This is a genomic window from Glaciimonas immobilis, assembly GCF_011947285.1.
GTDB lineage: Bacteria > Pseudomonadota > Gammaproteobacteria > Burkholderiales > Burkholderiaceae_D > Glaciimonas > Glaciimonas immobilis.
This window is the reverse complement of the sequence record NZ_JAAOZT010000008.1, coordinates 1-20361: the sequence shown is the minus strand read 5'-3', so window position 1 is coordinate 20361 and position 20361 is coordinate 1. Positions and strand designations below refer to the sequence as shown.

Annotated in this window: 20 protein-coding genes, 1 pseudogene and 1 riboswitch; of the genes and pseudogenes, 8 read left to right on the top strand and 13 right to left on the bottom strand. The window is 52.7% G+C overall.

The window, feature by feature from the left end:
- Positions 1–23 precede the first annotated feature (23 nt).
- The gene (gene hslU, locus HAV38_RS14065; protein ID WP_280730153.1) at positions 24–1376 is read left to right on the top strand and encodes an ATP-dependent protease ATPase subunit HslU; all 1353 of its coding nucleotides are present in this window, start codon (positions 24–26) and stop codon (positions 1374–1376) included.
- 150 nt (positions 1377–1526) lie between these two features.
- Here hslU and HAV38_RS14060 read toward each other — a convergent pair whose 3' ends face one another.
- The 5 genes from HAV38_RS14060 to HAV38_RS14040 form a co-directional block, all read right to left on the bottom strand.
- Complete coding sequence (locus tag HAV38_RS14060; RefSeq protein ID WP_168056027.1) at positions 1527–2537, bottom strand: NAD(P)H-dependent glycerol-3-phosphate dehydrogenase; 1011 nt, start codon at positions 2535–2537, stop codon at positions 1527–1529.
- Between the two features lie 261 nt (positions 2538–2798).
- The gene (locus HAV38_RS14055) at positions 2799–3257 is read right to left on the bottom strand and encodes an SH3 domain-containing protein (protein WP_168056069.1); all 459 of its coding nucleotides are present in this window, start codon (positions 3255–3257) and stop codon (positions 2799–2801) included.
- A gap of 246 nt (positions 3258–3503) precedes the next feature.
- Complete coding sequence (gene secB / locus HAV38_RS14050) at positions 3504–4016, bottom strand: protein-export chaperone SecB (RefSeq protein ID WP_168056026.1); 513 nt, start codon at positions 4014–4016, stop codon at positions 3504–3506.
- A gap of 249 nt (positions 4017–4265) precedes the next feature.
- Complete coding sequence (gene grxC, locus HAV38_RS14045) at positions 4266–4529, bottom strand: glutaredoxin 3 (protein ID WP_168056025.1); 264 nt, start codon at positions 4527–4529, stop codon at positions 4266–4268.
- A gap of 18 nt (positions 4530–4547) precedes the next feature.
- A complete protein-coding gene (locus HAV38_RS14040) occupies positions 4548–4949 on the bottom strand; it encodes a rhodanese-like domain-containing protein (protein WP_168056024.1) in 402 nt (133 codons plus the stop codon).
- Between the two features lie 290 nt (positions 4950–5239).
- On the opposite strand from HAV38_RS14040, the gene gpmA reads away from it, so the two are divergent.
- The 6 genes from gpmA (at position 5240) to HAV38_RS14010 (ending at position 10872) form a co-directional block, all read left to right on the top strand.
- Positions 5240–5986 (top strand): 2,3-diphosphoglycerate-dependent phosphoglycerate mutase, encoded by a 747-nt coding sequence (gene gpmA / locus HAV38_RS14035; protein ID WP_168056023.1) that lies wholly within the window; start codon positions 5240–5242, stop codon positions 5984–5986.
- 116 nt (positions 5987–6102) lie between these two features.
- On the top strand, positions 6103–7647 hold the full coding sequence (locus tag HAV38_RS14030; protein ID WP_168056068.1) for a murein hydrolase activator EnvC family protein: 1545 nt from the start codon (positions 6103–6105) through the stop codon (positions 7645–7647).
- Positions 7648–7650: 3 nt separating this feature from the next.
- Positions 7651–9147 carry a S41 family peptidase gene (locus HAV38_RS14025; RefSeq protein WP_168056022.1) on the top strand — a complete coding sequence of 499 codons (1497 nt, stop codon included), beginning with the start codon at positions 7651–7653 and terminating at the stop codon, positions 9145–9147.
- Positions 9148–9259: 112 nt separating this feature from the next.
- Positions 9260–10018, top strand: coding sequence for a HesA/MoeB/ThiF family protein (locus tag HAV38_RS14020; RefSeq protein WP_168056021.1), 759 nt, complete (start codon positions 9260–9262; stop codon positions 10016–10018).
- A 174-nt stretch (positions 10019–10192) separates the two neighbouring features.
- A complete protein-coding gene (locus HAV38_RS14015; protein ID WP_168056020.1) occupies positions 10193–10447 on the top strand; it encodes a FitA-like ribbon-helix-helix domain-containing protein in 255 nt (84 codons plus the stop codon).
- The gene (locus HAV38_RS14010; protein WP_168056019.1) at positions 10444–10872 is read left to right on the top strand and encodes a type II toxin-antitoxin system VapC family toxin; all 429 of its coding nucleotides are present in this window, start codon (positions 10444–10446) and stop codon (positions 10870–10872) included. The genes HAV38_RS14015 and HAV38_RS14010 overlap by 4 nt, the downstream gene beginning before the upstream one ends.
- 158 nt (positions 10873–11030) lie before the next feature.
- On the opposite strand, the gene HAV38_RS14005 is transcribed toward HAV38_RS14010, so the two are convergent.
- The 7 genes from HAV38_RS14005 to HAV38_RS13975 all read right to left on the bottom strand — a co-directional run bounded on the left by HAV38_RS14005 (position 11031) and on the right by HAV38_RS13975 (position 18480).
- Entirely contained in the window at positions 11031–11567 is a 537-nt protein-coding gene (locus tag HAV38_RS14005) for a 6,7-dimethyl-8-ribityllumazine synthase (protein WP_168056018.1), read from the bottom strand.
- A gap of 193 nt (positions 11568–11760) precedes the next feature.
- A riboswitch (FMN riboswitch) is annotated at positions 11761–11926 on the bottom strand.
- Positions 11927–12063: 137 nt separating this feature from the next.
- On the bottom strand, positions 12064–12810 hold the full coding sequence (locus tag HAV38_RS14000) for an ABC transporter ATP-binding protein (protein ID WP_168056067.1): 747 nt from the start codon (positions 12808–12810) through the stop codon (positions 12064–12066).
- 28 nt (positions 12811–12838) lie between these two features.
- Positions 12839–14665, bottom strand: a complete 1827-nt coding sequence (locus tag HAV38_RS13995) for a branched-chain amino acid ABC transporter ATP-binding protein/permease (protein ID WP_168056017.1) — start codon at positions 14663–14665, stop codon at positions 12839–12841.
- On the bottom strand, positions 14665–15720 hold the full coding sequence (locus HAV38_RS13990; protein WP_168056016.1) for a branched-chain amino acid ABC transporter permease: 1056 nt from the start codon (positions 15718–15720) through the stop codon (positions 14665–14667). The genes HAV38_RS13995 and HAV38_RS13990 overlap by 1 nt, the downstream gene beginning before the upstream one ends.
- A gap of 122 nt (positions 15721–15842) precedes the next feature.
- On the bottom strand, positions 15843–17015 hold the full coding sequence (locus HAV38_RS13985; RefSeq protein ID WP_168056015.1) for an ABC transporter substrate-binding protein: 1173 nt from the start codon (positions 17013–17015) through the stop codon (positions 15843–15845).
- Between the two features lie 120 nt (positions 17016–17135).
- On the bottom strand, positions 17136–17711 hold the full coding sequence (gene slmA / locus HAV38_RS13980; RefSeq protein WP_168056014.1) for a nucleoid occlusion factor SlmA: 576 nt from the start codon (positions 17709–17711) through the stop codon (positions 17136–17138).
- A 34-nt stretch (positions 17712–17745) separates the two neighbouring features.
- The gene (locus HAV38_RS13975) at positions 17746–18480 is read right to left on the bottom strand and encodes a pyrimidine 5'-nucleotidase (RefSeq protein WP_168056066.1); all 735 of its coding nucleotides are present in this window, start codon (positions 18478–18480) and stop codon (positions 17746–17748) included.
- Between the two features lie 360 nt (positions 18481–18840).
- Here HAV38_RS13975 and HAV38_RS13970 point away from each other — a divergent pair, with 360 nt between their 5' ends.
- Positions 18841–19755 (top strand): TraB/GumN family protein, encoded by a 915-nt coding sequence (locus HAV38_RS13970; RefSeq protein WP_168056013.1) that lies wholly within the window; start codon positions 18841–18843, stop codon positions 19753–19755.
- A gap of 194 nt (positions 19756–19949) precedes the next feature.
- Here the strand turns inward: HAV38_RS13970 and HAV38_RS13965 are convergent.
- Positions 19950–20361, bottom strand: a pseudogene (locus tag HAV38_RS13965) (hypothetical protein); the annotation flags it as partial.

Below are 20361 nucleotides of genomic sequence, written 5' to 3'. Positions count from 1 at the left end.
AAAAAATGGATATGAACATGAACATCAACATGACTCCGCAAGAGATCGTCTCCGAGCTTGATAAACATGTGGTGGGACAGGACAAAGCCAAACGGGCCGTCGCAATTGCGCTGCGCAACCGGTGGCGGCGTCAGCAGGTTGCCGAGCCATTGCGGCATGAGATCACGCCTAAGAACATCCTGATGATTGGCCCCACAGGCGTTGGCAAGACAGAGATTGCACGCAGGCTGGCCAAATTAGCCAACGCGCCATTTATCAAGGTTGAGGCTACCAAGTTCACCGAAGTCGGATATGTCGGTCGCGATGTAGAAACCATCATTCGCGACCTGATTGATATAGGGATCAAGCAAACTCGCGAATCCGAAATGCGCAAGCTACGTTCGCGCGCAGAGGATGCCGCAGAAGACCGCATCATCGATATTCTGGTACCGCCAGCGCGTGATTTTGGTTTTCATCCCGAGCAGGATACGCCGCTCGTTAGCGACACCCGGGACAATGGCAATAATACGCGACAGACCTTCCGTAAGCGATTGCGTGAGGGATCTCTCGATGACCGTGAGATCGAAATCGAACTGGCCGAAAGCGCTCCGCAGATGGAAATTATGGCGCCGCCTGGCATGGAAGAGATGACTGAGCAGATTAAATCGATGTTTTCCGGGATGGGCAGCAAGGGCAAGAAAAGTCGCAAGGTTAAAGTCAAGGATGCGCTAAAGATTTTGGTCGAGGAAGAAGCCGCCAAGTTGCTTAACGAAGATGAGTTAAAACAAATGGCTATCTTTAACGTTGAGCAAAACGGTATCGTTTTTTTGGACGAAATTGACAAGATTGCAACACGCTCACAAACTGGCGGTGCCGATGTGTCGCGCGCTGGCGTGCAACGTGATCTGCTACCGCTGGTAGAAGGTACGACTGTCAACACCAAGTACGGCATGATCAAAACGGATCACATATTGTTCATCGCATCGGGTGCGTTTCATCTTGCCAAGCCCTCGGATCTGATTCCGGAACTGCAAGGCCGTTTTCCGATACGGGTTGAACTTGACTCGCTCTCCATCTCCGATTTCGAACGGATCCTCACAGGAACCGACGCCTGTCTTACCACGCAATATGAAGCACTGCTGGCGACAGAGGGCGTGACGCTGGAGTTTGTGCCTGAAGGGATTACCAGAATGGCTGAAATCGCGTTTTCGGTGAATGAAAAAACCGAAAATATCGGTGCGCGGCGCCTGCATACCGTGATGGAAAAAATGCTGGAAGAAATCTCGTACGCGGCCACCAATACCAGCGAAAGAACTTTGAAAATCGACGCTGCTTATGTCGATCAACGCCTGGGGGCGCTGGCTGTGAACGAGGACTTGTCGCGTTATGTGTTGTAGGGTATGTGTCGTAGTGTATATGTCATAGCGCGATAACTGGGCGTTACCGGTGGATGTCGTTTCCAGCACTTCGGGGCCTGCTCCCCGATTGCTGAAACCATCTAGTCGCTGGCAGTACCGTTAGCAGAGAAACTGGCCTCGTCAGTCCGTTCAAGCTGATTCTTCACGCGGTGTGCGCGCTAACATCAGGTCAACCATCGTGCCTGGGGCATCGCCGTCGAACAATACGCCAGCGACCGCGGTGGTAATCGGCATATCCACGCCAAGCCTTTGTGCAAGTGTCAGCACCGCAGCGGCACAACGCACACCCTCCGCAACATGACCCAACTCAGCGACCACATCATTGAGACTTTTGCCTTGCGCTAACGCCAGCCCGACTTTGCGATTACGTGACAAGTCACCGGTACAAGTCAGTATCAAATCGCCGACACCTGACAAACCCATGAAAGTCTCGCTGCGACCGCCCAATGCCAATCCCAACCGGGTTATTTCAGCTAGCCCGCGGGTGATCAGCGCTGCTCTGGCATTTAAGCCAAGATGTAGTCCATCTGCCAGACCGGTTGCAATTGCCATGATATTTTTTACCGCGCCGCCGACTTCTACGCCAATCATATCGTCAGTCGAATACACGCGAATATTACAACCATGTACCGCCGCCACTACACGCTCGGAAAGCGCCAGGTCGCTGGTCGCTATCGCCAGCGCGCAAGGCAAGCCACGTGCCACCTCCTGCGCAAAAGAGGGTCCGGAAAGCGCGCCCGCAGGAATAGCATCGCCCAGTACCTGACGCACGATCTGGTGCGGTAGCAATCGCGTATTTTCTTCAAAGCCCTTACAGAGCCATACAATATTGGGGATAGCCAGACCACGCAACTGTTCGCACAGAGAACGCATGCCAGCCACTGAGGATGCAACAATCAAAAGACTATTTTCGCCCGCAACATCGAAGCCGACATGCGCGATCGCCTGCGCAAAATCTGCGGTGACGATTAAATTGGCAGGTAATGGAAAACCAGGTAAGTAGGTAGTGTTATCACGCTGCGCTGCGGCGGCGGCGATGACAGTCGGGTTGCGTCCCCATAATAAAACGTTGTGGCGCTGCGCAAGCGCAATCGCAAGCGCAGTACCCCAGGCGCCCGCGCCGAGGATGGTGATATTCATTGGTGAGGAATCAACGGTCACAAGCGGCCGATCGTAGAATAAAACATTAGGAATTAACCGTCAGGCGGTAGCTATGGTGCGTCTGCCGCAGCAATGAATATCATCGCAAGTCACCAAAAAATCGGCTACCAGCAATTAGCCATAGTTACGAAAACATTGTCTAAAAGGTTGGATGGTAGCCACATTGGCCCGGCAGTCGACACTGCGATCAGGCGCTCAGGATTCAGGCGAAATGCAAAGCAATCTTTTAAGATTGCTGCGTTAACTTCCCCATACCTCGGTCGCTTTTACGTAGCCTGACTGACCGTCGCGGTGACGCACCTTAACCCAACCTGAGACAACAGGCTCGACCAATTCTAGAAGAACGCCCTTATCGGCGCTGAAGACTTGCGGCGCGGTGTCGCTCGGGGTGGCACGGATCTTGGCGTTCGCAACCTTGACCTGCAGCGTACGACTACCCGACAATCCGGCCGTCTGCACCCATGACAAATCACCGCTTGCATCACGTACTTTGGTCCAGTCGCCGTAAGTCAATACCACTTCTACAGGCATGCCACGCGGGGCAATAGCAACACGCCGTCCTTTTTCGGAGGGCGCATCGTAAAAAATGACAGGTGCCGCGCCCACGGCTTTGAAATCGAGCGCGTGCGCTACATTGATTGCACCAAATGCCAATACAGAGGCCACTATCGACGCCATTATCATATCGCTCGCGCGCATATATTTCATTCTATCGTCTCCGAAAACTTACGCAAAATTGCCCCAGCGCCGTTGTGCTTTCCTGGCCGTGTCTGCGTACCGTCTGCATCGGCAGGGTTGACCAGCCCGTTGCCGGGAAGACTTTCCGTAAGTATTCTTACTCATTATCAAAACCGTGTCACTGTACTTCGCAAATGCGCCCGCACAGCGCTACACCGAACAATGTCCGGCGCGGCGACCCAAGCTTTAATTTTACGCTTAGAAGTATTAGTTAATCGCGCTGCTACCGTCAACTGCAATACTATCTTTGCTTCCCTGCTGCTCAGCCAGCGCTAAAGTGCGCTGTTGATAGAACACCTCAAAATTGATTTCCGCAAGGTGGATTGGCGGAAAACCAGCGCGCGTGATCGCGTCGGCGATATTGGCACGCAAATAAGGATAAACGATATTTGGACAACCAATGCCCAGCAGTGGGTCGAGTTGTTCTGCCGGAACATTGCGCACTTCAAAAATACCGGCCTGCTTACCTTCAACCAAAAATGCAACCTTGTCCTTGACCTTGGCAGTCACCGTAATCGTCACGGTCGACTCATAGATGCCTTCGGCCAGCGCTTCTGCACCAACGTCAACGGCGACTTCGATTTGCGGTGCGTCTTGTTCCAAAAAAATACCCGGCGAGTTCGGTTGCTCTAGCGACAAATCTTTCAGGTACACACGCTGAATCTGAAACACTGGACTGTCGGATTCGGTATTTTCAGTTTGCTTAATTTCGTCGGCCATAAAACTCTTTCAATAAATTTAAAAATGGATGAATTAACATCCGTAACCAGGGTAATAACAAACAAAAACGTCTCTGCACTGATCTGACGATGCAAAGATCACTGTCAAAGACGCCTGCAATGTTTACAGAGACACATAACCAGCTTCAACCGCCTTGGCTGCCGCACACTATCACAATCCTGCGGATCCGCGCGCAAAACAGCCGTTCAGTTTATGACCTTGTGAGGCAATAAAATATCAAATTGGTTCCTAAGCGCCCTGCAGCAAAGGTAACAGCTTGCCAGCCTGATCAAGCGCATTCAAATCATCGAAACCACCCACGTGGGTGTCACCGATATAAATTTGGGGGACGGTACGGCGCCCGGTTCTTTTCATCATCTGGTCGCGTTGCTGCGGGTCGAGGTCGATCCGTACTTTCTCAATGTCCTCTACTCCGCGGGCCTTCAACAATTGTTCTGCGCGCATGCAATAAGGACAAACGGCGGTGCTATACATTAAAACTGGAGCAGTCATAAGGTTCTCTTCTATTCGTTATTTGATGGTCGGCAGACCTTGGGTGTGCCAACTTGCGATACCACCGTCAAGACTGTAAACCTGCTGGAAGCCTGCCATCGCGAGTTGGGCCGAAGCTTTGGACGACTGCGCTCCGGTCTGGCAGACTACAATAACGTTTTTCGCTTTGAATTTTTCTATTTCCACCAACCGGGTTGTAAGATCTTTCAGTGGAATATTCTTCGAATCGATCAAATGACCAGCAGAAAAGCCTTGAGCCTCACGCACATCCAGTATTAATGCCTTGCCTTGGTTAATGAGTTGCGTTGCTTGCAACGTTGTGACTTTGTTGCCGCGTCGTTGCAATAAAGGGAAAATCAGTGCGCCGCCCGATAAAATGACCAATCCGAGCACAAAAATATTATCAATCAAGAATTTCACAGTGATCCAATGGTATTAGTTAATCCTGCCATTATAAAATAGAAGCTGGAGCATCATATTAGAACTTACGCAAAACCGTCCCAGCCGCGTTATCCTTTCCTGGCCGCACTAGCAGAACTTACGCAAAACCGCCTCAGCTGCGTTGTGCTTTCCTGGCCGTAATCGCGTACTCTCTTCGTCGGCACGCCTTGCTGGGAAGATTTTGCGTAAGTTCTATTGCAATCGATTCATTCATTGGATTGATTTGAATTGTTTTTTAATTATTTAACAACTACTTACTACCACACACAATGTATAAAATTGTATTGATGCGCCATGGCGAGTCCACTTGGAATTTGGCAAACCGGTTCACCGGCTGGGTGGATGTTGACCTGACCGAAAAAGGCGTGGCAGAAGCTGTCGAAGCCGGAAAACTGCTAAAGGAAGCCGGGTTAACCTTTGATCTGGCGTTCACTTCGGTGCTTAAACGCGCTATTCGCACGCTATGGGGAACACTGGACGAAATGGATTTGATGTGGTTGCCCGTGCAACACGACTGGCGTCTGAATGAGCGTCATTATGGCGCATTGCAAGGACTGAACAAGGCCGAAACCGCCGCACAATACGGTGATGAACAAGTGATGGTATGGCGTCGCAGTTACGACACGCCGCCGCCTGAACTAGACGCCGCCGATCCGCGCGCATCCTATGACGACCCTCGTTACGCTGCGTTGGGCCGTAATCAGGTTCCACTGACAGAGTGCCTCAAAGATACTGTGGCGCGCGTCATTCCTGCGTGGGACGACACGATCGCCCCCGCAATCCGCAGCGGCAAACGCATCATTATCTCTGCTCACGGCAATAGCTTGCGCGCCTTGATCAAGATGTTGGATGGCATCAGCGACGCGGATATCGTGGGTCTCAATATCCCCAATGGTCAGCCACTGGTCTACGAACTTGACGCGGACCTGAAACCGATCAAGAGCTACTATCTGGGCGATCAGGCTGCCATCGCAGCGGCGATGCACGCCGTCGCCAATCAGGGGAAAGCGAAATAAATATCGCTCTGTTGAGATGGATTACCGCCCGGGTAACCCTGCGCGGCCTCCGCACTTGTGTGCTGTCTATCGCAATGCCTGATAAGGCGTTGCGATACGCCGCACTGCTTTCTGCCATGTTCTTCGTCAATGCCACACTGGTCGTGGCAACCGATGCGCGAGCCGCGACAGCGCCGAAGGTTACAGAACGCAGCAAACAAAAAGAAGTCGCCGAGACGGAGCGGGATGAACTCCAGGAAAAATTAAACGCCCTAAAACGGGACATTGACAAGACTGAAACCGCTAAAGGTGATGCCGCCGATGCGCTAGCAGAATCCGAAACCGCCATTTCAAAAGCCAATCGGGCGCTGTTTGATCTTGGTCAGGAGCAATCAGGCACGCAGGCTACCTTAGATAATTTATCAAAAAAACATCAAGAGTTGAGCAAAACCGTGACGCTGCAACAAACCCAGATGGCCACCTTGTTGCGGCGGCAATATGTTGCCGGCAATGAAGACCGACTGAAGTTGTTGTTATCAGGCGAAAATGCCAACAAAATCAATCGTCAGTTGCAATATCTGGGCTACGTTTCTAAAGCCCAGGCCAAGTTAATCGAAGCGCTGCGCGTCAACTTACTGGCTATTGAAGCGAATCAAGCCGACACGCAAAACGCAAAAAATGCACTCGATGAAATCGCGCTAGAACAGCGGACCCAAAAATCGGTGCTCGAAAAAGAGAAGAAAACCCGTGCAATACTGTTAACCCAACTGTCAGGAAAACTGATTGCGCAGCGTCAGGAAGTCGGCAAAACAGCCCGCGACGAACAGCGTCTGGCTGGATTGGTTGATAAGCTCGCCGTCTTGATTGAGGCACAAAAGAAGGCAGAGGCAATTCTGCGCGAACAACACCGTCAGGCACAACTAGCCAGAGCACAGGCGGCTGCGCAAGCGGCGGCACTGGCCAGAGCGCAGGCTATCGCGCAAGCCATAGCAAAAAAAGAGGCTCAAAAACAAGCACAGAAGCAAGCACAACTTGCGCGCGCCCAAGCGCATCTGCAGCGCCAGCACGATGCCACGGCACAACATAAAAATAGCGCCCAAGGAGGACTTGCTCTGGCACCCGTTCCTACGGCAACACAACCTGCATTTGTCCCCGATCCTATTGATGACGATCAACCGCCAGTGCAGGTGGCTATGGCACCAATGCCGGTCGCGCCAGCACCGATAGCGCCATTGGTGCACAATGACGCAACCCCGGACATTGATCCGCAAGCCGCATATGGCAAGTCGTTTGCGTCAATGCGCGGACTATTGCACTCGCCGGTACGGGGAGTGCTTACCAATCGATTCGGCAGCAAGCGCGGTGACGGACCTCCTTCCAGAGGTTTATTCATTCGGGCACCAGAAGGAACCGAAGTTAAAGCGGTCGCGGCTGGCAGAGTCGTCTTTGCAGACTGGTTGCGGGGATTCGGAAACCTGATCATTATTGATCATGGCAGTGAATACATGACTATTTACGGCAACAATCAGGCATTATTGAAGCATCCCGGCGATGTCATAAAAGCGGGTGATATTATTGCTAAAGCAGGTAACAGCGGCGGCAACGAACAATCAGGTTTATACTTTGAAATTCGGCATCAGGGCCGTGCGTTTGACCCCATCAGTTGGGTAACTATTAGGTGAAACATGGGAAGTAAGCTCAAGAATATCAGCCTAATCGGTTTAGGCGTGGTCGCCGGCATCGCTGCCTCGATCCAGTTTGATGCCATTGCGCAGAAGAGCGCAACAGCGCCACTGCCACTAGAAGAAGTGCGGCAATTAGCCGACGTATTTGGACTGATCAAGTCTGATTATGTGGAACCGGTAGACGACAAAAAACTGCTAACCGAAGCCATTTCCGGCATGGTCGCTTCGCTCGATCCGCACTCGTCTTATCTGGACAAAAAAGGCTACAAAGAACTGCGTGAAATGACGCAGGGGAAATTTGTCGGTATCGGCATTGAAGTCGGGATGGAAGAAGGTTACGTCAAAGTAATCTCACCGATTGAAGATTCTCCCGCTTATCGCGCTGGCATCAAGGCAGGTGATCTGATCACCCGTCTTGACGCAACCCCGGTCAAGGGTTTAACGCTGGATCAGGCTGTCAAGCGTATGCGTGGCGAGCCGAATACCAAAATCAAGCTGACCATTGCGCGCAAGGATGAAGACAAGCCAATTATCGTCACCATTACGCGCCAGGAAATTCGTGTGCAAAGCGTCAAGGCTAAAGTAGTTGAACCGGGTTACGGCTGGGTGCGCATCACGCAATTCCAGGAGCCGACCGTCAACGACATGGCTAAAAAAATTGAAGCCATGTACGCGGAAAATCCAAATATGAAGGGCTTGGTCCTCGATTTACGCAACGATCCGGGTGGCGTTTTACCGGGCGCAATCGGTGTGTCGGCAGCCTTCTTGCCGAAGGATGTCGTCGTCGTCACGACCAACGGGCAATTGCCTAGCTCAAAAGCAACGTTTTATGCCAAACCGGAATTTTACGCGTCCGGTCCAGGTCAGGATGGATTGGCAAAATTACCTGACGCGGTCAAAAAGATCCCGTTGGTTGTCCTCGTCAATACCGGTTCTGCTTCCGCGTCCGAGATCGTCGCCGGTGCGTTGCAAGACTACAAGCGCGCTACCATCATGGGATCGCAAACTTTTGGCAAGGGTTCGGTGCAATCAATCGTCGCCCTGCCCCCAGATCGTCAGACTGCGGTCAAGCTGACGACGGCGCGTTACTACACGCCTAATGGCCGCTCGATTCAGGCGCGGGGCATTATCCCGGATATGCTGGTGGATGAATACGCTGACGGCGATCTGCTCAAAGGCCTGCGGGTACGCGAAGCGGACCTGACTAAACATTTGACCAACGATAAAGATAAGGAAGCGGAAGCCGCTGGAGTGCCAAAAGCGGATGAACTGGAAGAAGACCAACGTCTGATCGCCCTGTCAAAGAAACGCAAGCCGTTAGAATTTGGCTCGAAAGAAGACTTCCAGCTAGCGCAAGCAGTGAATTTTCTCAAAGGTTTGCCGGTAAAATTGGCAAAAGCCACACCGCCAGCTGAATCGGAAAAAGATGCAGCTGCCGACAAAGACGACAAAAAAGACGTCAAGAAAGATAGCACCAAAAAAGTCGATAAGAAGTAAGCTTCTTTCGGCACCTGAACGACCAGAGCCGCATCACCATTGATGCGGCTTTTTTCCTTCTTTCCTCCATTCTTTATCGCGCCATTTCATCCGGAAACGATAGCCCGCTACCATGAACGATCAACAACTGCTGCGCTACTCCAGGCATATATTGCTGGATGACATCGACATCGAAGGTCAGGAGAAATTACTGGCAGCGCACATATTGATCATAGGCGCTGGCGGTTTAGGTTCACCCGCGGCGATGTATCTGGCTTCGGCGGGCGTCGGCACACTTACGCTGGTGGACGACGACACGGTCGATTTGACTAACTTACAGCGCCAGCTCCTGCATACGAGCGACCGTATCGGTCAACCGAAAGTCACCTCGGCAAAAATTGCGCTGCACGCAATAAACCCCGACATCAAAGTTATCTGCGTAGCTGAACGCGCCGACCAGACGCGGCTTGATGCACTGATCAGTGCCGCCAACGTGGTCCTTGACTGCAGCGACAACTTCACCACGCGCCATGCCGTCAATCGCGCCTGCGTCACACATCGCGTGCCGCTGGTCTCAGGTGCAGCGATCCAGTTTGATGGTCAGCTCAGCGTGTTTGATCCACGCTCTGCAAGCTCGCCGTGCTACGCCTGTTTGTTTCCGCCAGACCGGGAATTTGAAGAAGTGCAATGTTCTTCGATGGGCGTATTTGCGCCGCTGGTGGGGATTATCGGCAGCACGCAAGCAGCCGAGGCGTTAAAACTGATTGTGGGAATCGGCACTTCGCTGGCAGGACAATTGTTGATGCTGGACGCGCGTGCGATGGAGTGGACGCGGATTAATGTTGGGCGAGATGCTGATTGTCCGGTCTGCGGTAGTACCCATTCAACCTGAACCGGGTCCGGGCTCTGCCGCTCAGATTTCGACGAAGCGCTGGGGATAACTTGGCTAACATGAATGAATAACCTTACATTCAATATCTCCTCACAGTGATTTAGAGCAACCTTGTAGAATTACATTCAATCGGCTACGATGAATGCATCGCATGCGTTTTTTCAAGGTGATGTTATGGCGATGTTAACAGTACGCAATCTTCCTGACGATGTACATCGAGCTTTACGGGTGCGCGCTGCGCAACATGGGCATAGTACCGAGGCCGAAGTGCGCGAGATTCTGGCGTGTGCGGTTAAACCAGAGTCGCGTGTGCGGCTGGGTGATGCGCTCGCCGCATTAGGCCGCAAGATCGGTCTTACGAACGAGGATTTCGAGGTCTTCGAGCAAATAAAAGACAAAACGCCCGCCGAGCCATTGAGGTTTGAATGATAGTTCTCGATATCAACGTCATTTCCGAGGCGATGAAACCCGAACCGCACCCGGCTGTGCGGGCTTGGCTGAACGATCAAGCCGCCGAAACGCTATATCTGTCCAGCGTTACGTTGGCTGAGCTATTGTTTGGGATCGGAGCACTCCCGATCAGCAGGCGCAAAGATATGCTGGCACAGGTCCTTGACGATATGATGCGGCTGTTCAGGGATCGGGGCCTTCCATTTGACACCGATGCAGCACGGCACTATGCCAAGCTGGCAGTTACGGCCAAGGTTGCCGGACGAGGATTTCCAACACCGGATGGCTACATTGCCGCGATCGCAGCCTCGCGCGGATTCATCGTGGCGTCCCGTGATACGGCCCCCTATGAGGCCGCCAGTGTTACCGTTATTAATCCGTGGGCTATTGCGGTCATAAAATAGCCCTACAGACTTTAGCCTCCTTGCCGACTCGGTGATCCTAAAGCAAAGCACCCGTACAGGTAAATAATCTCTGATGCGCCTTTGCAGATATTAAGGGTTTAGCCAAATCGGCAATGCGTCATCAACCCTAAACCAACCCGACCGATGACGCACCGTATTTAAGCCGTCTGCAATACCCTGGCAGCATTTACCGCCGCGTCAGGCGCACTCAATTCACGCAAAGTTTGCACCGCGCGGATGGTTGCGGCGCAGGCTCTTGCGACTTCTGCACCCTTGACCAGAAAATGATCGAAGAAGAATTTCTGATGCTCTTCGCCGGAGTGGAAATGATGCGGCGTGAGGACGGCAGACAGAACCGGCACACAGGTTTCCAACTGCACCTGCATCAGGCCCGAAATCACCGCCTGGGCAACAAATTCATGCCGATAAATTCCGCCATCGACTACCAGACCGGCTGCGACAACGGCGGCGTATTTTCCGCTGTTAGCCAGCAATTTGGCATGCAACGGAATTTCAAAAGCACCGGCGACTTCAAAAAAATCGATGGTCGACGCGTCGTAGCCCTGACTGTTCATTTCTGAAATGAATGACAGACGGCACTGGTCGACGATGTCACGATGCCATCCGGCCTGCACGAAAGCAATCCGTTGGCCTGCTTTAGGCTTGGTAGTTGTAGTGGATACTTGTTGCAACATTTAATTACTCCTGTTTTTAGTAATGCTAAAAAACAGGGCATTTTGGATTGATAGGGATTTACAGGGTATGCGTGAGCACCACCCAGAACCCGTTCTTCGTCGGGGATCGTGCAGACATCAACGCTGATTGTTGCATATCAGCGCAAAATCAGCACCTCCACGATCATAGACTCAAAACCGGTCCTTAACATCATCCCGCTCTCTCTTTATCCGGACTATAACCGTCGGCCTCGGGATCACACCGAGTCTGCTGACCTTATCGCGGCACCAAAATCGGGTGCTCGACAAGCGCTCGCGGGCTAGACACATTGCGTGCCATTACCGCCGGAGGGGAATTTCGCCCCGCCCTGAGAACGTGCACGATTGCCCGGACATTGCTATCCGACCAACCGACAACAGAATTTAGCATATTTGCTGCGTTGTTGCAGCGGAGTGTATGTTTTTGGAGAAAGCCTGCGGTCGGCTCAAATAAAAAACCGGTCAAATTTGCCTGTTTTCATACCGTCTTTTTTGCTAATCCGAGGTATGCAGCAACCACCTTTGGGTCGCTCGCCAATTGATCTGCCCGGCCCTCCATCACCATATCGCCGGTTTCAAGTACGTAGGCATAATCCGCCACCTGTAACGCTGCACGCGCGTTTTGTTCGACCAGCAGAATGGCAACGCCCGTTTGCTTGAGGCGCACAATAATGTGAAAAATTTCCTTAACGATCAGCGGTGCTAGACCGAGGCTCGGTTCGTCCAGCATCAATAGCTGCGGCTTGGCCATCAAGGCCCGCCCTACCGCCAGCATCTGGCGCTCGCCACCCGATAAGGTGCCGGCTTGTTGATGGCGTCGCTCCTGCAACCGGGGGAATAAATCGTAGACTACCGACAACTGGTCGGCGTAGCCTTTTTCCCGCGCTTTATAACGTCGATACGATCCCAGCAACAGGTTATCCGCGACGCTCATGCTGGCAAATAATTCCCGCTTTTCCGGGACCAGACTCATGCCACGTGCCACTCGCGCCTCGATGGGCACGCCTTGCAAATCGTGCCCCAGCAAACGGACCTTGCCCCGAGCACCGCCATTATGTGGCATCGCGCCAGCAATCGCATTCAGCATCGTGGACTTGCCTGCGCCGTTCGGGCCGATGACAGTGACGATCTGGCCTGCGCCTACTTTTAAAGTCGCGCCATGTAACGCTTCCACTTTGCCGTAGGCTACGTGTAACGCGTCGACTTCCAGCACCGGCGTCGCCATGGATGCCACCAAAAGATCAACAATTGGTTTAGTCATCGATACCTCCCAGATAGGCTTCCAGTACCGCCGGATTTTGCTGCACGTCGGCGGGCAATCCTTCGGCAATCTTGGTACCGAACTCCATGACGACCAGACGGTCAGTCAGCGTCATGACAAAATCCATGTCGTGCTCTACCAGCAAGATACTCATGCCCTCTGTTTTGAGCTTGCGCAACAATGCGGCCAAGGCTTGTTTTTCGTGGTAACGCAAACCGGCGGCGGGTTCGTCCAGTAATAGCAACGACGGGTCACAGCACAGCGCGCGGGCAATCTCCAATATGCGCTGCTGTCCGAGCGCCAGACTACCGGCTTCTTCGTAAAGCAAAGCACCCAAGCCGACGCGTTCGAGCTGGATTTTAGCCTCAAACAACAAACCGTTTTCTTCTGCTTTATTACGCCGCAACAAGCCATTCCCAACGCCTGCGACATCGCCGTTTTTGCCCCGCAAATGAGCGCCGATTGCCGCATTTTCCAAGACCGTCATGGTCGGCAGCAAGCGCACATGCTGAAACGTTCGGGCAATGCCGCGACGGACAATCTGGCGCGACGGCAACCCGGCGATTTCACGTAATTCACCCGATGCTAAAAATTTCACAGATCCACTAGTCAGTGGCAAGACACCCGTGACCAGATTAAACATCGTTGATTTCCCCGCGCCATTGGGACCGATCAAGCCGACGATTTCAGCCGCTGCTACATTAAAGCTCATGTCATTGACAGCGACCAACCCACCGAATTGCTTGCGTGCGCGCTCAACTTTCAGCACGATTTGGCCGTGTGACGGCTTTAAGCGCCTCACCAATGCCGGTGCTGTCAGGGGCGCGATAACGCTACGCTTTTGCGGCAGCAACTTGCGCAAATAGGGCCATAATCCGTCCCGTGCCCGCTGCAATAACAACACCATAAAAAGACCAAAGACGATGGTTTCAAAGTTGCCGTTTGACCCTAGCAATTTAGGCAGCCACGACTGCAACTGGTCTTTGAGCAAGGTTAATAAAGTTGACCCGAGAATCGCGCCCCACACGTAACCTGCGCCACCCACCACGGCCATGAATAAATACTCGATACCTGCATTTAATCCGAAGGGTGTCGGATTTACAGCGCGTTGCAAATGCGCATATAACCAGCCGGACACGCTCGCCAGCAATGCCGCCAGCACAAAAATGATGATCTTGACCCACGCCGTATTGACGCCCATGGCCTCGGCCATTACGCCACCACCGTTTAACGCGCGAATTGCCCGCCCCATGCGTGAGTTCAGCAGGTTTTGCATGCCTAGTAACGCCAGCAACAATATCGCCCAAATCAGATAAAACATCTTGCGCCCATTGTCTAGCGTGACACCAAAAAGGTTTATCGAAGGTATGCCGTTGAGGCCATCGTACTTGCCAAGAAAATCCAGATTGCCGAACAAATAAAACAACGATAGCGCCCAGGCGATAGTCCCTAAAGGAAGATAGTGCCCCGAAAGTCGCATCGTGATCGCACCGAGACTCAAGGCGGCGACCATCGTCACGATCAGCCCGGCCATTAATCCTATCCACGGCGATATGCCAAAATGTGTGCTGAGATAAGCGGTGGTATAAGCGCCCAGACCAACAAAGGCTGCCTGACCAAACGAGGTCAAGCCTGCCACGCCGGTCAACAACACCAACCCGAGCGCGACAATTGCGTACAAGCCGATATAGTTGGCGAGCGTAATCCAGTATTCAGGCGTGGGTAAAACCGGAAATAGCACCACGATGAGCACAAACACCGGCACGAAGATCGCAGCCGCGACCGGTGTCGCGATGCCAAGCCAGGAAAAGGCGCGCATTATTGATCCCCCTCATCAATCTGCCGGCTCGTCAGCGAGCGCCAAAACAGCACCGGAATGATCAGCGTAAACACGATCACTTCTTTGAACGCGCTGGCCCAAAATGATGAGTACGACTCCAGCAAACCCACCAGCAACGCACCGGCTGCGGCAATTGGATAACTGCCCAGACCGCCAATAATTGCACCGACAAATCCTTTCAGACCAATCAGAAAACCACTGTCGTAATACACCGTCGTCAGCGGCGCGATCAGCACGCCGCAGAGGGCACCCAGTCCCGCCGCGAGCATGAACGCAAGACGCCCAGCCTGCGCCGTACCGATGCCAACCAGTCGGGCACCAAGCCGATTAACGGCTGTCGCACGTAACGCCTTGCCGGACAGGGTGCGCTCAAAGTAGAGATAAAGCGCCACAATCAAAACGATCGACACGCCGATAATGACCATGCTCTGCCCCGTTACTGCAAGGCCGCCTAAGTCAAACCGGGCGTCAGAAAACGGGATAGTGCGCGAGCCTTCCGCGCCAAACATCAACAGACCAATACCAATCAACGCGTAATGGACCGCAACTGCGACAATGAGCAACACCAACGTGCTGGCCTCGGCCAATGGCTGAAACGCGAGTCGATAAATCATGGGTCCCATCGGCATCACAATTAGCAACGTCAACAACAACTGAAGCGCCATCGGCAAACTGGCATGCCCGTAGACATACACCAGCGCGTAAATGGCTAAAGGCAGCAGCACGAATTTGAGAGCGGCAACAGGGATGCTGCGACTGGCCGTCAGCCGGGATTCTGGCGTGCTGACAATCGCCCAGACTTCCTGCGCAAAACTTAAACAACCCAACACCACCAGCAAAGTGGCAGACAGCGGAAATTTATCGGCCTGCAACGCTGCCATCGTCAATGCACCAAACGCAACAAACTCGCCTTGCGGTATAAAAATTACCCGCGTCACTGAAAATACCAACACGAGCGCGAGTGCCAGTAACGCATAGATCGCGCCACTGGTAAGCCCGTCCTGCGCCAGGATCACGGCAATTGAGAGGTCCATAAAGTGCCTAAAATGAGATTGCCGCTGACGAAGTGGAAAACACTCCAGTCAGCGGCAACAAAGGTGAGAACGAAGCTTGTCAGTAAGAACGGTTAGTCAAAGACAAATAGTCTTGGCCTGGACTAGCGGGCAGCACCCAGCAACTTCCATTTACCGCCGACGACTTCCACCATCACGCGTGAACGCTGGTCAAAACCGACATGGTCAGTCGGGCTCATGTTGACGATGCCATGCGACACCGCCAAATTCTTGATCGCTTCGATACCATCGCGCAATCCAGCGCGGAATTCTTTCGTGCCAGGCTTGCCTTTTTTGAGGGCAGCAGGCGTTGCGGCTGCCAAAAGCTGGCCGGCATCCCATGCATGCCCACCGAAGGTCGATATGCTGCCAGCGCCATAAACTTTTTCGTAGGCGGCGCGGTATGCCATCGCCGACTTTTTGACAGGATTACTATCAGGCAATTGTTCGGCTACCAGCAGCGGTCCAGCTGGCAAAAACGTGCCTTCACAGTCCTTGCCACAGACCCGCAAGAAATCGTTATTGGCCACGCCATGGGTTTGATATATCTTGCCTTTGTAGCCACGCTCTTTTAACGTTTTTTGCGGCAATGCGGCGGGCGTACCGGCGCCGGCAATCAGCACGGCATCAGGATTAGCGCTCAATATTTTTAACACTTGCCCAGTGACCGAGGTATCCGGTCGCGAGAACCGCTCGTTGGCGACGATCTTGATTTTGCGTAATTCTGCCAGCTTGGAAAACTCGCGATACCAACCTTCACCGTAGGCATCCGAAAAGCCGATAAAAGCCACAGTCTTGACACCCGCGTCGGTCATGTGAGCGACGATCGCCGTCGCCATATGCGAGTCATTTTGCGGCGACTTAAAAATCCAGTGTCGCTTGGCGTCGACCGGCTCAATTAACGATGCCGACGCAGCCATCGAAATCAACGGCGTACCGGATTCTGCCGCGACGTCGCTCATTGCCAGCGTATTCGGTGTCGTCGTCGAGCCAATCAACAAATCGACATTGTCTTCAGTGATCAGTTTGCGTGCGTTCTTGACCGCAGTGGTTGTATCGGTCGCGTCGTCCAGTACAATATAGTCGACTTTTTGACCGGCAATTTCCTTTGGCAGCAATGCGAAGGTATTCTTCTCCGGAATACCTAGCGACGCGGCAGGACCGGTCGCCGATACGCTGACGCCGACTTTAATTTGCGCGCATGCCGTGGTAACGTTCGCGCCCAAGGTCAGCGCAACCGCCGCAGTCAGGGATAATCTCAACAAGCTTTTTTTCATACGAAGACTCCTTTATGGTATTCGGCCTTTTTAAAGCCATTGTCGCGTTATTGTCGCGCTGTTTTTATTGCTACCTTGCAGCCAGGCTGCACACCATCGACTCTGCCACTCTGGAATGGATCAGCCTAAAATCAAAGCGATTTGTTGCGCCGCGCCGTCGCACGGCTTTTGCTGAAACCGCGTCTTGGCAAACCGTTGCCAGCGTCCCAGCACAAAACTGACCAATATATTGGCACGAATGATCACCTCCTGCTCGCTGGTCTCGCCCTGACTGGCGGCGATCCGTAACGACTGTTTTAACGACATCTCAATCCGGTCTACAAATTGATTCATCCGTACCTGTAACCGTTGATCTTCGTTGATTAGTGCCTCACCAATAATCACCCGCGTCATACCGGGATTGCGCTCAGCAAAATTCAGCAACATCAACGCCACTGCATTTGCCTGCATCAACCCCTTGTCCTGTTGCACGGTAATTTGATTGATCAGGCTGAATACACTGGTCTCGATAAACTCGATCAGCCCTTCAAACATCTGTGCCTTGCTGGCAAAATGACGGTACAACGCAGCCTCCGATACTGCCAGTTTAGCCGCCAATGCGGCGGTGGTGATCTTTTCACCCTTTGGTTGTTCGAGCATGGCTGCCAGCCCTTGAAGAATCTGCAGCTTACGTTCACCAGGTTTAATTGTTGCCATCTTATTGTCGTATCAGTTTGTATGCTGTGAATAATTAGCGTAGCCGATGCAGGTTATCCGCCAGTCGCCGCACGGATTTTACTTTGACATCGACATAACGGGTGCGCTTTGTCAGATTTGTCTGTAACAACTGACCTTTTAACCTCGCTATTTTGGCGGTTTTGGATAAATACCCGGTCACCCACGCCGTTTGCATGCCGAGACGCTTGGCCGATTTCAGATTCTCCAGCGTATCCTCAACCAAAATACAACGATGCGCAGGTATGCCCTCCCGCGCAATCAGTTTGCGCAATACATGCGGCGACGGTTTAGGTCGAAGCTGGCGATGTACATGCATCGATTCGATCGAAATATGCTTACCGAATTGACGATGCAATCCTAAATGACGCATCACTTCCCGAGAGTAGCGCTGTGGTGCGTTAGTCAACAAAATCTTCCGTCCGGGCAGGCGCTTGAGTAAACTGATCAGTCCGCGTTCTGCCTTGATCATGCTGTGCAGATCATCAAAACGATGCGCTTCGCGCAGAAAATCATCGGCCCGTACCGCATGATGCTTCATCATGCCCAGCAGCGTGGCACCATAACGCACCCAATAATCAGTTCGCACAGCATCGACCGTCGCCGCATCAGCCTCCACGCCATCAACACTAAGTGTGCGCGCAATAAACCGATTCATATTGACATTGATGGCCGGAAAAAAAGCATGCGATGCATTGTGCAGCGTGTTATCCAGATCAAACAACCAGAGCGGTGCCGTATTTGCCGCCATCATTTGCCGCCTATAATTGGTTTTTTATTGGCACTTTGATATGCCGCCGTGGTTAAAATTGCTGCAGTTTCACGCTTTTAAGCGCGTCGAGCGCAATGAAATACCGCGCACGTCCTTAAAAGCTGTCAATCAAAACGTCCTTCGACGACCTCCTCAATCAACACGCCGACAGCAAAGTGCCTGTTGTAAGTAAAATGGTCACACGCCAAAATCAGCAAGACGTCGTCTAACGCGATATAACAAGGAGAACATGTGCTGCGCCAGATTATAGTCAGTTTGAGTTGCCGGGTTAAAAGGCTTTGTAAGTTTACAGGTATTGATGGTCAGAAACAACGTGCGCGACAGTTTCGGCCACGTTATTTGATCCCTTTTTTTCTGGCTGGCATGTACGCGGTGACTGCGCTCGCCAAGGATGCCAGCACCAAATCATTGAACCCGGCGACGACCTCAACCCGCCAAGGTGGGGCGCTATTCAAAGTCCAGCGCGACGGCCACACTACTTATTTATTCGGAACCATCCATGTCGGCAGTGCCGACTTTTTCCCGCTCGCGCCAGCGGTCATGGATGCGCTAAATCAGTCGTCCCGGATTGCGATTGAAATTGACACCAGCGATACGCAAGCCCTCAACCTACTCCTGCAGCACTATGCGCTATACCCCAACGACAGCGCATCCGCACAGGATATGCCCGCAGCACTGACCCGGCAAGTACACGCCTTACTCGACAAATACCGCATGACGCCCACTGATGTCGTTCGGATGAAACCGTGGCTGTTGGCGACGATGCTGACTACCGAAGAATACGCCAGAAACGGCTTTCCCAAAGAGCAAGGCGTGGATAATTACCTCTCCAACTATGCACAAACCCAGCATAAACCGTTGATTGGTCTGGAGAGCGTGAAATATCAATTATCGCTACTGGGTGACTTGTCCATCGCCGAGCAGAATCAATTTCTGCAAGATACCGTCAACGATCTGGAAGACCCGGTCCGCGCGCGCAAAGCACTGGATTTAGTAACGCTCTGGCGCAGCGGCGACCTGTCCGGCCTGGAAAAGCTGATGAAAGAAATGACGAGCGATGAAACCTTCACCGGCAAATTTATCCAGCGCACATTGCTCGATGGTCGCAATCCCGCGCTGGCTGACGCCGTCGAAAAGCTACTAAAATCTGAAAAAACCACATTTGCCGGTATCGGCATGCTGCATCTCGTAGGCGATAAAAGCGTGCAGGCGTTACTACGACAGCGCGGATATCGTGTGCAACGAACTTATTAAGTTGCAAGCGCCCTCCGACTCGCCTCAGGAATTGAAAGCACTTTTGCGGATAAAATCGGTACGGTGCGGGCAACAACAAAGATTCGATTGTCCAGAACATAGCGGTTTCTGACACAGCTGTGTAAGCGCTAGCAAAAGGGGTGACAGCGATGCGCACCGCTGCCATCCAGATGATCGCAGCAGGCCAGACGCCTTCATCCCGCCTCAATCAAACGCCACATCACGTCATGGGCCGCAATATCTACCGCCCAATTGTGACGCGGATCGGGGAACGCTTGTCCTTGCACTACCCAGGTTTGTCGCCATCCGCCGTTAACCAGACTATGCAATGAATGGTCGTCCGATGCGATCGGCTCCCAGATACCGGTCCGGGGACAGGCTTCTGCGCCGTCACATTCCGTGAGGTTGGGATTGGCGCGCGCTTCACGCCACGCACCGCTGGTCAGTTGGGCCAGTTGAGCGGGTACCGGTAGCTGTTCCGGGATACCCTTAAAATGCCACAAGACGCGACCGGAATCATGGCTCACCAGATGCCGCACGTCGTCAAAACCCTGATTTTTTTCGTACCATTGCGGGGTCTGCACGTGGTTGAATAACCTGTCTTCA

Excerpts from the sequence above, each read along its gene's own strand:
- HAV38_RS14025 (WP_168056022.1), top strand. The coding sequence starts at position 7,651 with ATGGGAAGTAAGCTCAAGAATATCAGCCTAATCGGTTTAGGCGTGGTC.
- HAV38_RS13985 (WP_168056015.1), bottom strand. The coding sequence starts at position 17,015 with ATGAAAAAAAGCTTGTTGAGATTATCCCTGACTGCGGCGGTTGCGCTG.
- HAV38_RS14015 (WP_168056020.1), top strand. The coding sequence starts at position 10,193 with ATGGCGATGTTAACAGTACGCAATCTTCCTGACGATGTACATCGAGCT.
- HAV38_RS14020 (WP_168056021.1), top strand. The coding sequence starts at position 9,260 with ATGAACGATCAACAACTGCTGCGCTACTCCAGGCATATATTGCTGGAT.
- HAV38_RS14010 (WP_168056019.1), top strand. The coding sequence starts at position 10,444 with ATGATAGTTCTCGATATCAACGTCATTTCCGAGGCGATGAAACCCGAA.
- HAV38_RS14000 (WP_168056067.1), bottom strand. The coding sequence starts at position 12,810 with ATGGCGACGCCGGTGCTGGAAGTCGACGCGTTACACGTAGCCTACGGC.
- HAV38_RS14060 (WP_168056027.1), bottom strand. The coding sequence starts at position 2,537 with ATGAATATCACCATCCTCGGCGCGGGCGCCTGGGGTACTGCGCTTGCG.
- HAV38_RS14030 (WP_168056068.1), top strand. The coding sequence starts at position 6,103 with ATGTTCTTCGTCAATGCCACACTGGTCGTGGCAACCGATGCGCGAGCC.
- HAV38_RS14055 (WP_168056069.1), bottom strand. The coding sequence starts at position 3,257 with ATGCGCGCGAGCGATATGATAATGGCGTCGATAGTGGCCTCTGTATTG.
- HAV38_RS13975 (WP_168056066.1), bottom strand. The coding sequence starts at position 18,480 with ATGGCGGCAAATACGGCACCGCTCTGGTTGTTTGATCTGGATAACACG.
- secB (WP_168056026.1), bottom strand. The coding sequence starts at position 4,016 with ATGGCCGACGAAATTAAGCAAACTGAAAATACCGAATCCGACAGTCCA.
- HAV38_RS13995 (WP_168056017.1), bottom strand. The coding sequence starts at position 14,665 with ATGCGCGCCTTTTCCTGGCTTGGCATCGCGACACCGGTCGCGGCTGCG.
- HAV38_RS14005 (WP_168056018.1), bottom strand. The coding sequence starts at position 11,567 with ATGTTGCAACAAGTATCCACTACAACTACCAAGCCTAAAGCAGGCCAA.
- HAV38_RS13990 (WP_168056016.1), bottom strand. The coding sequence starts at position 15,720 with ATGGACCTCTCAATTGCCGTGATCCTGGCGCAGGACGGGCTTACCAGT.
- slmA (WP_168056014.1), bottom strand. The coding sequence starts at position 17,711 with ATGGCAACAATTAAACCTGGTGAACGTAAGCTGCAGATTCTTCAAGGG.
- gpmA (WP_168056023.1), top strand. The coding sequence starts at position 5,240 with ATGTATAAAATTGTATTGATGCGCCATGGCGAGTCCACTTGGAATTTG.
- grxC (WP_168056025.1), bottom strand. The coding sequence starts at position 4,529 with ATGACTGCTCCAGTTTTAATGTATAGCACCGCCGTTTGTCCTTATTGC.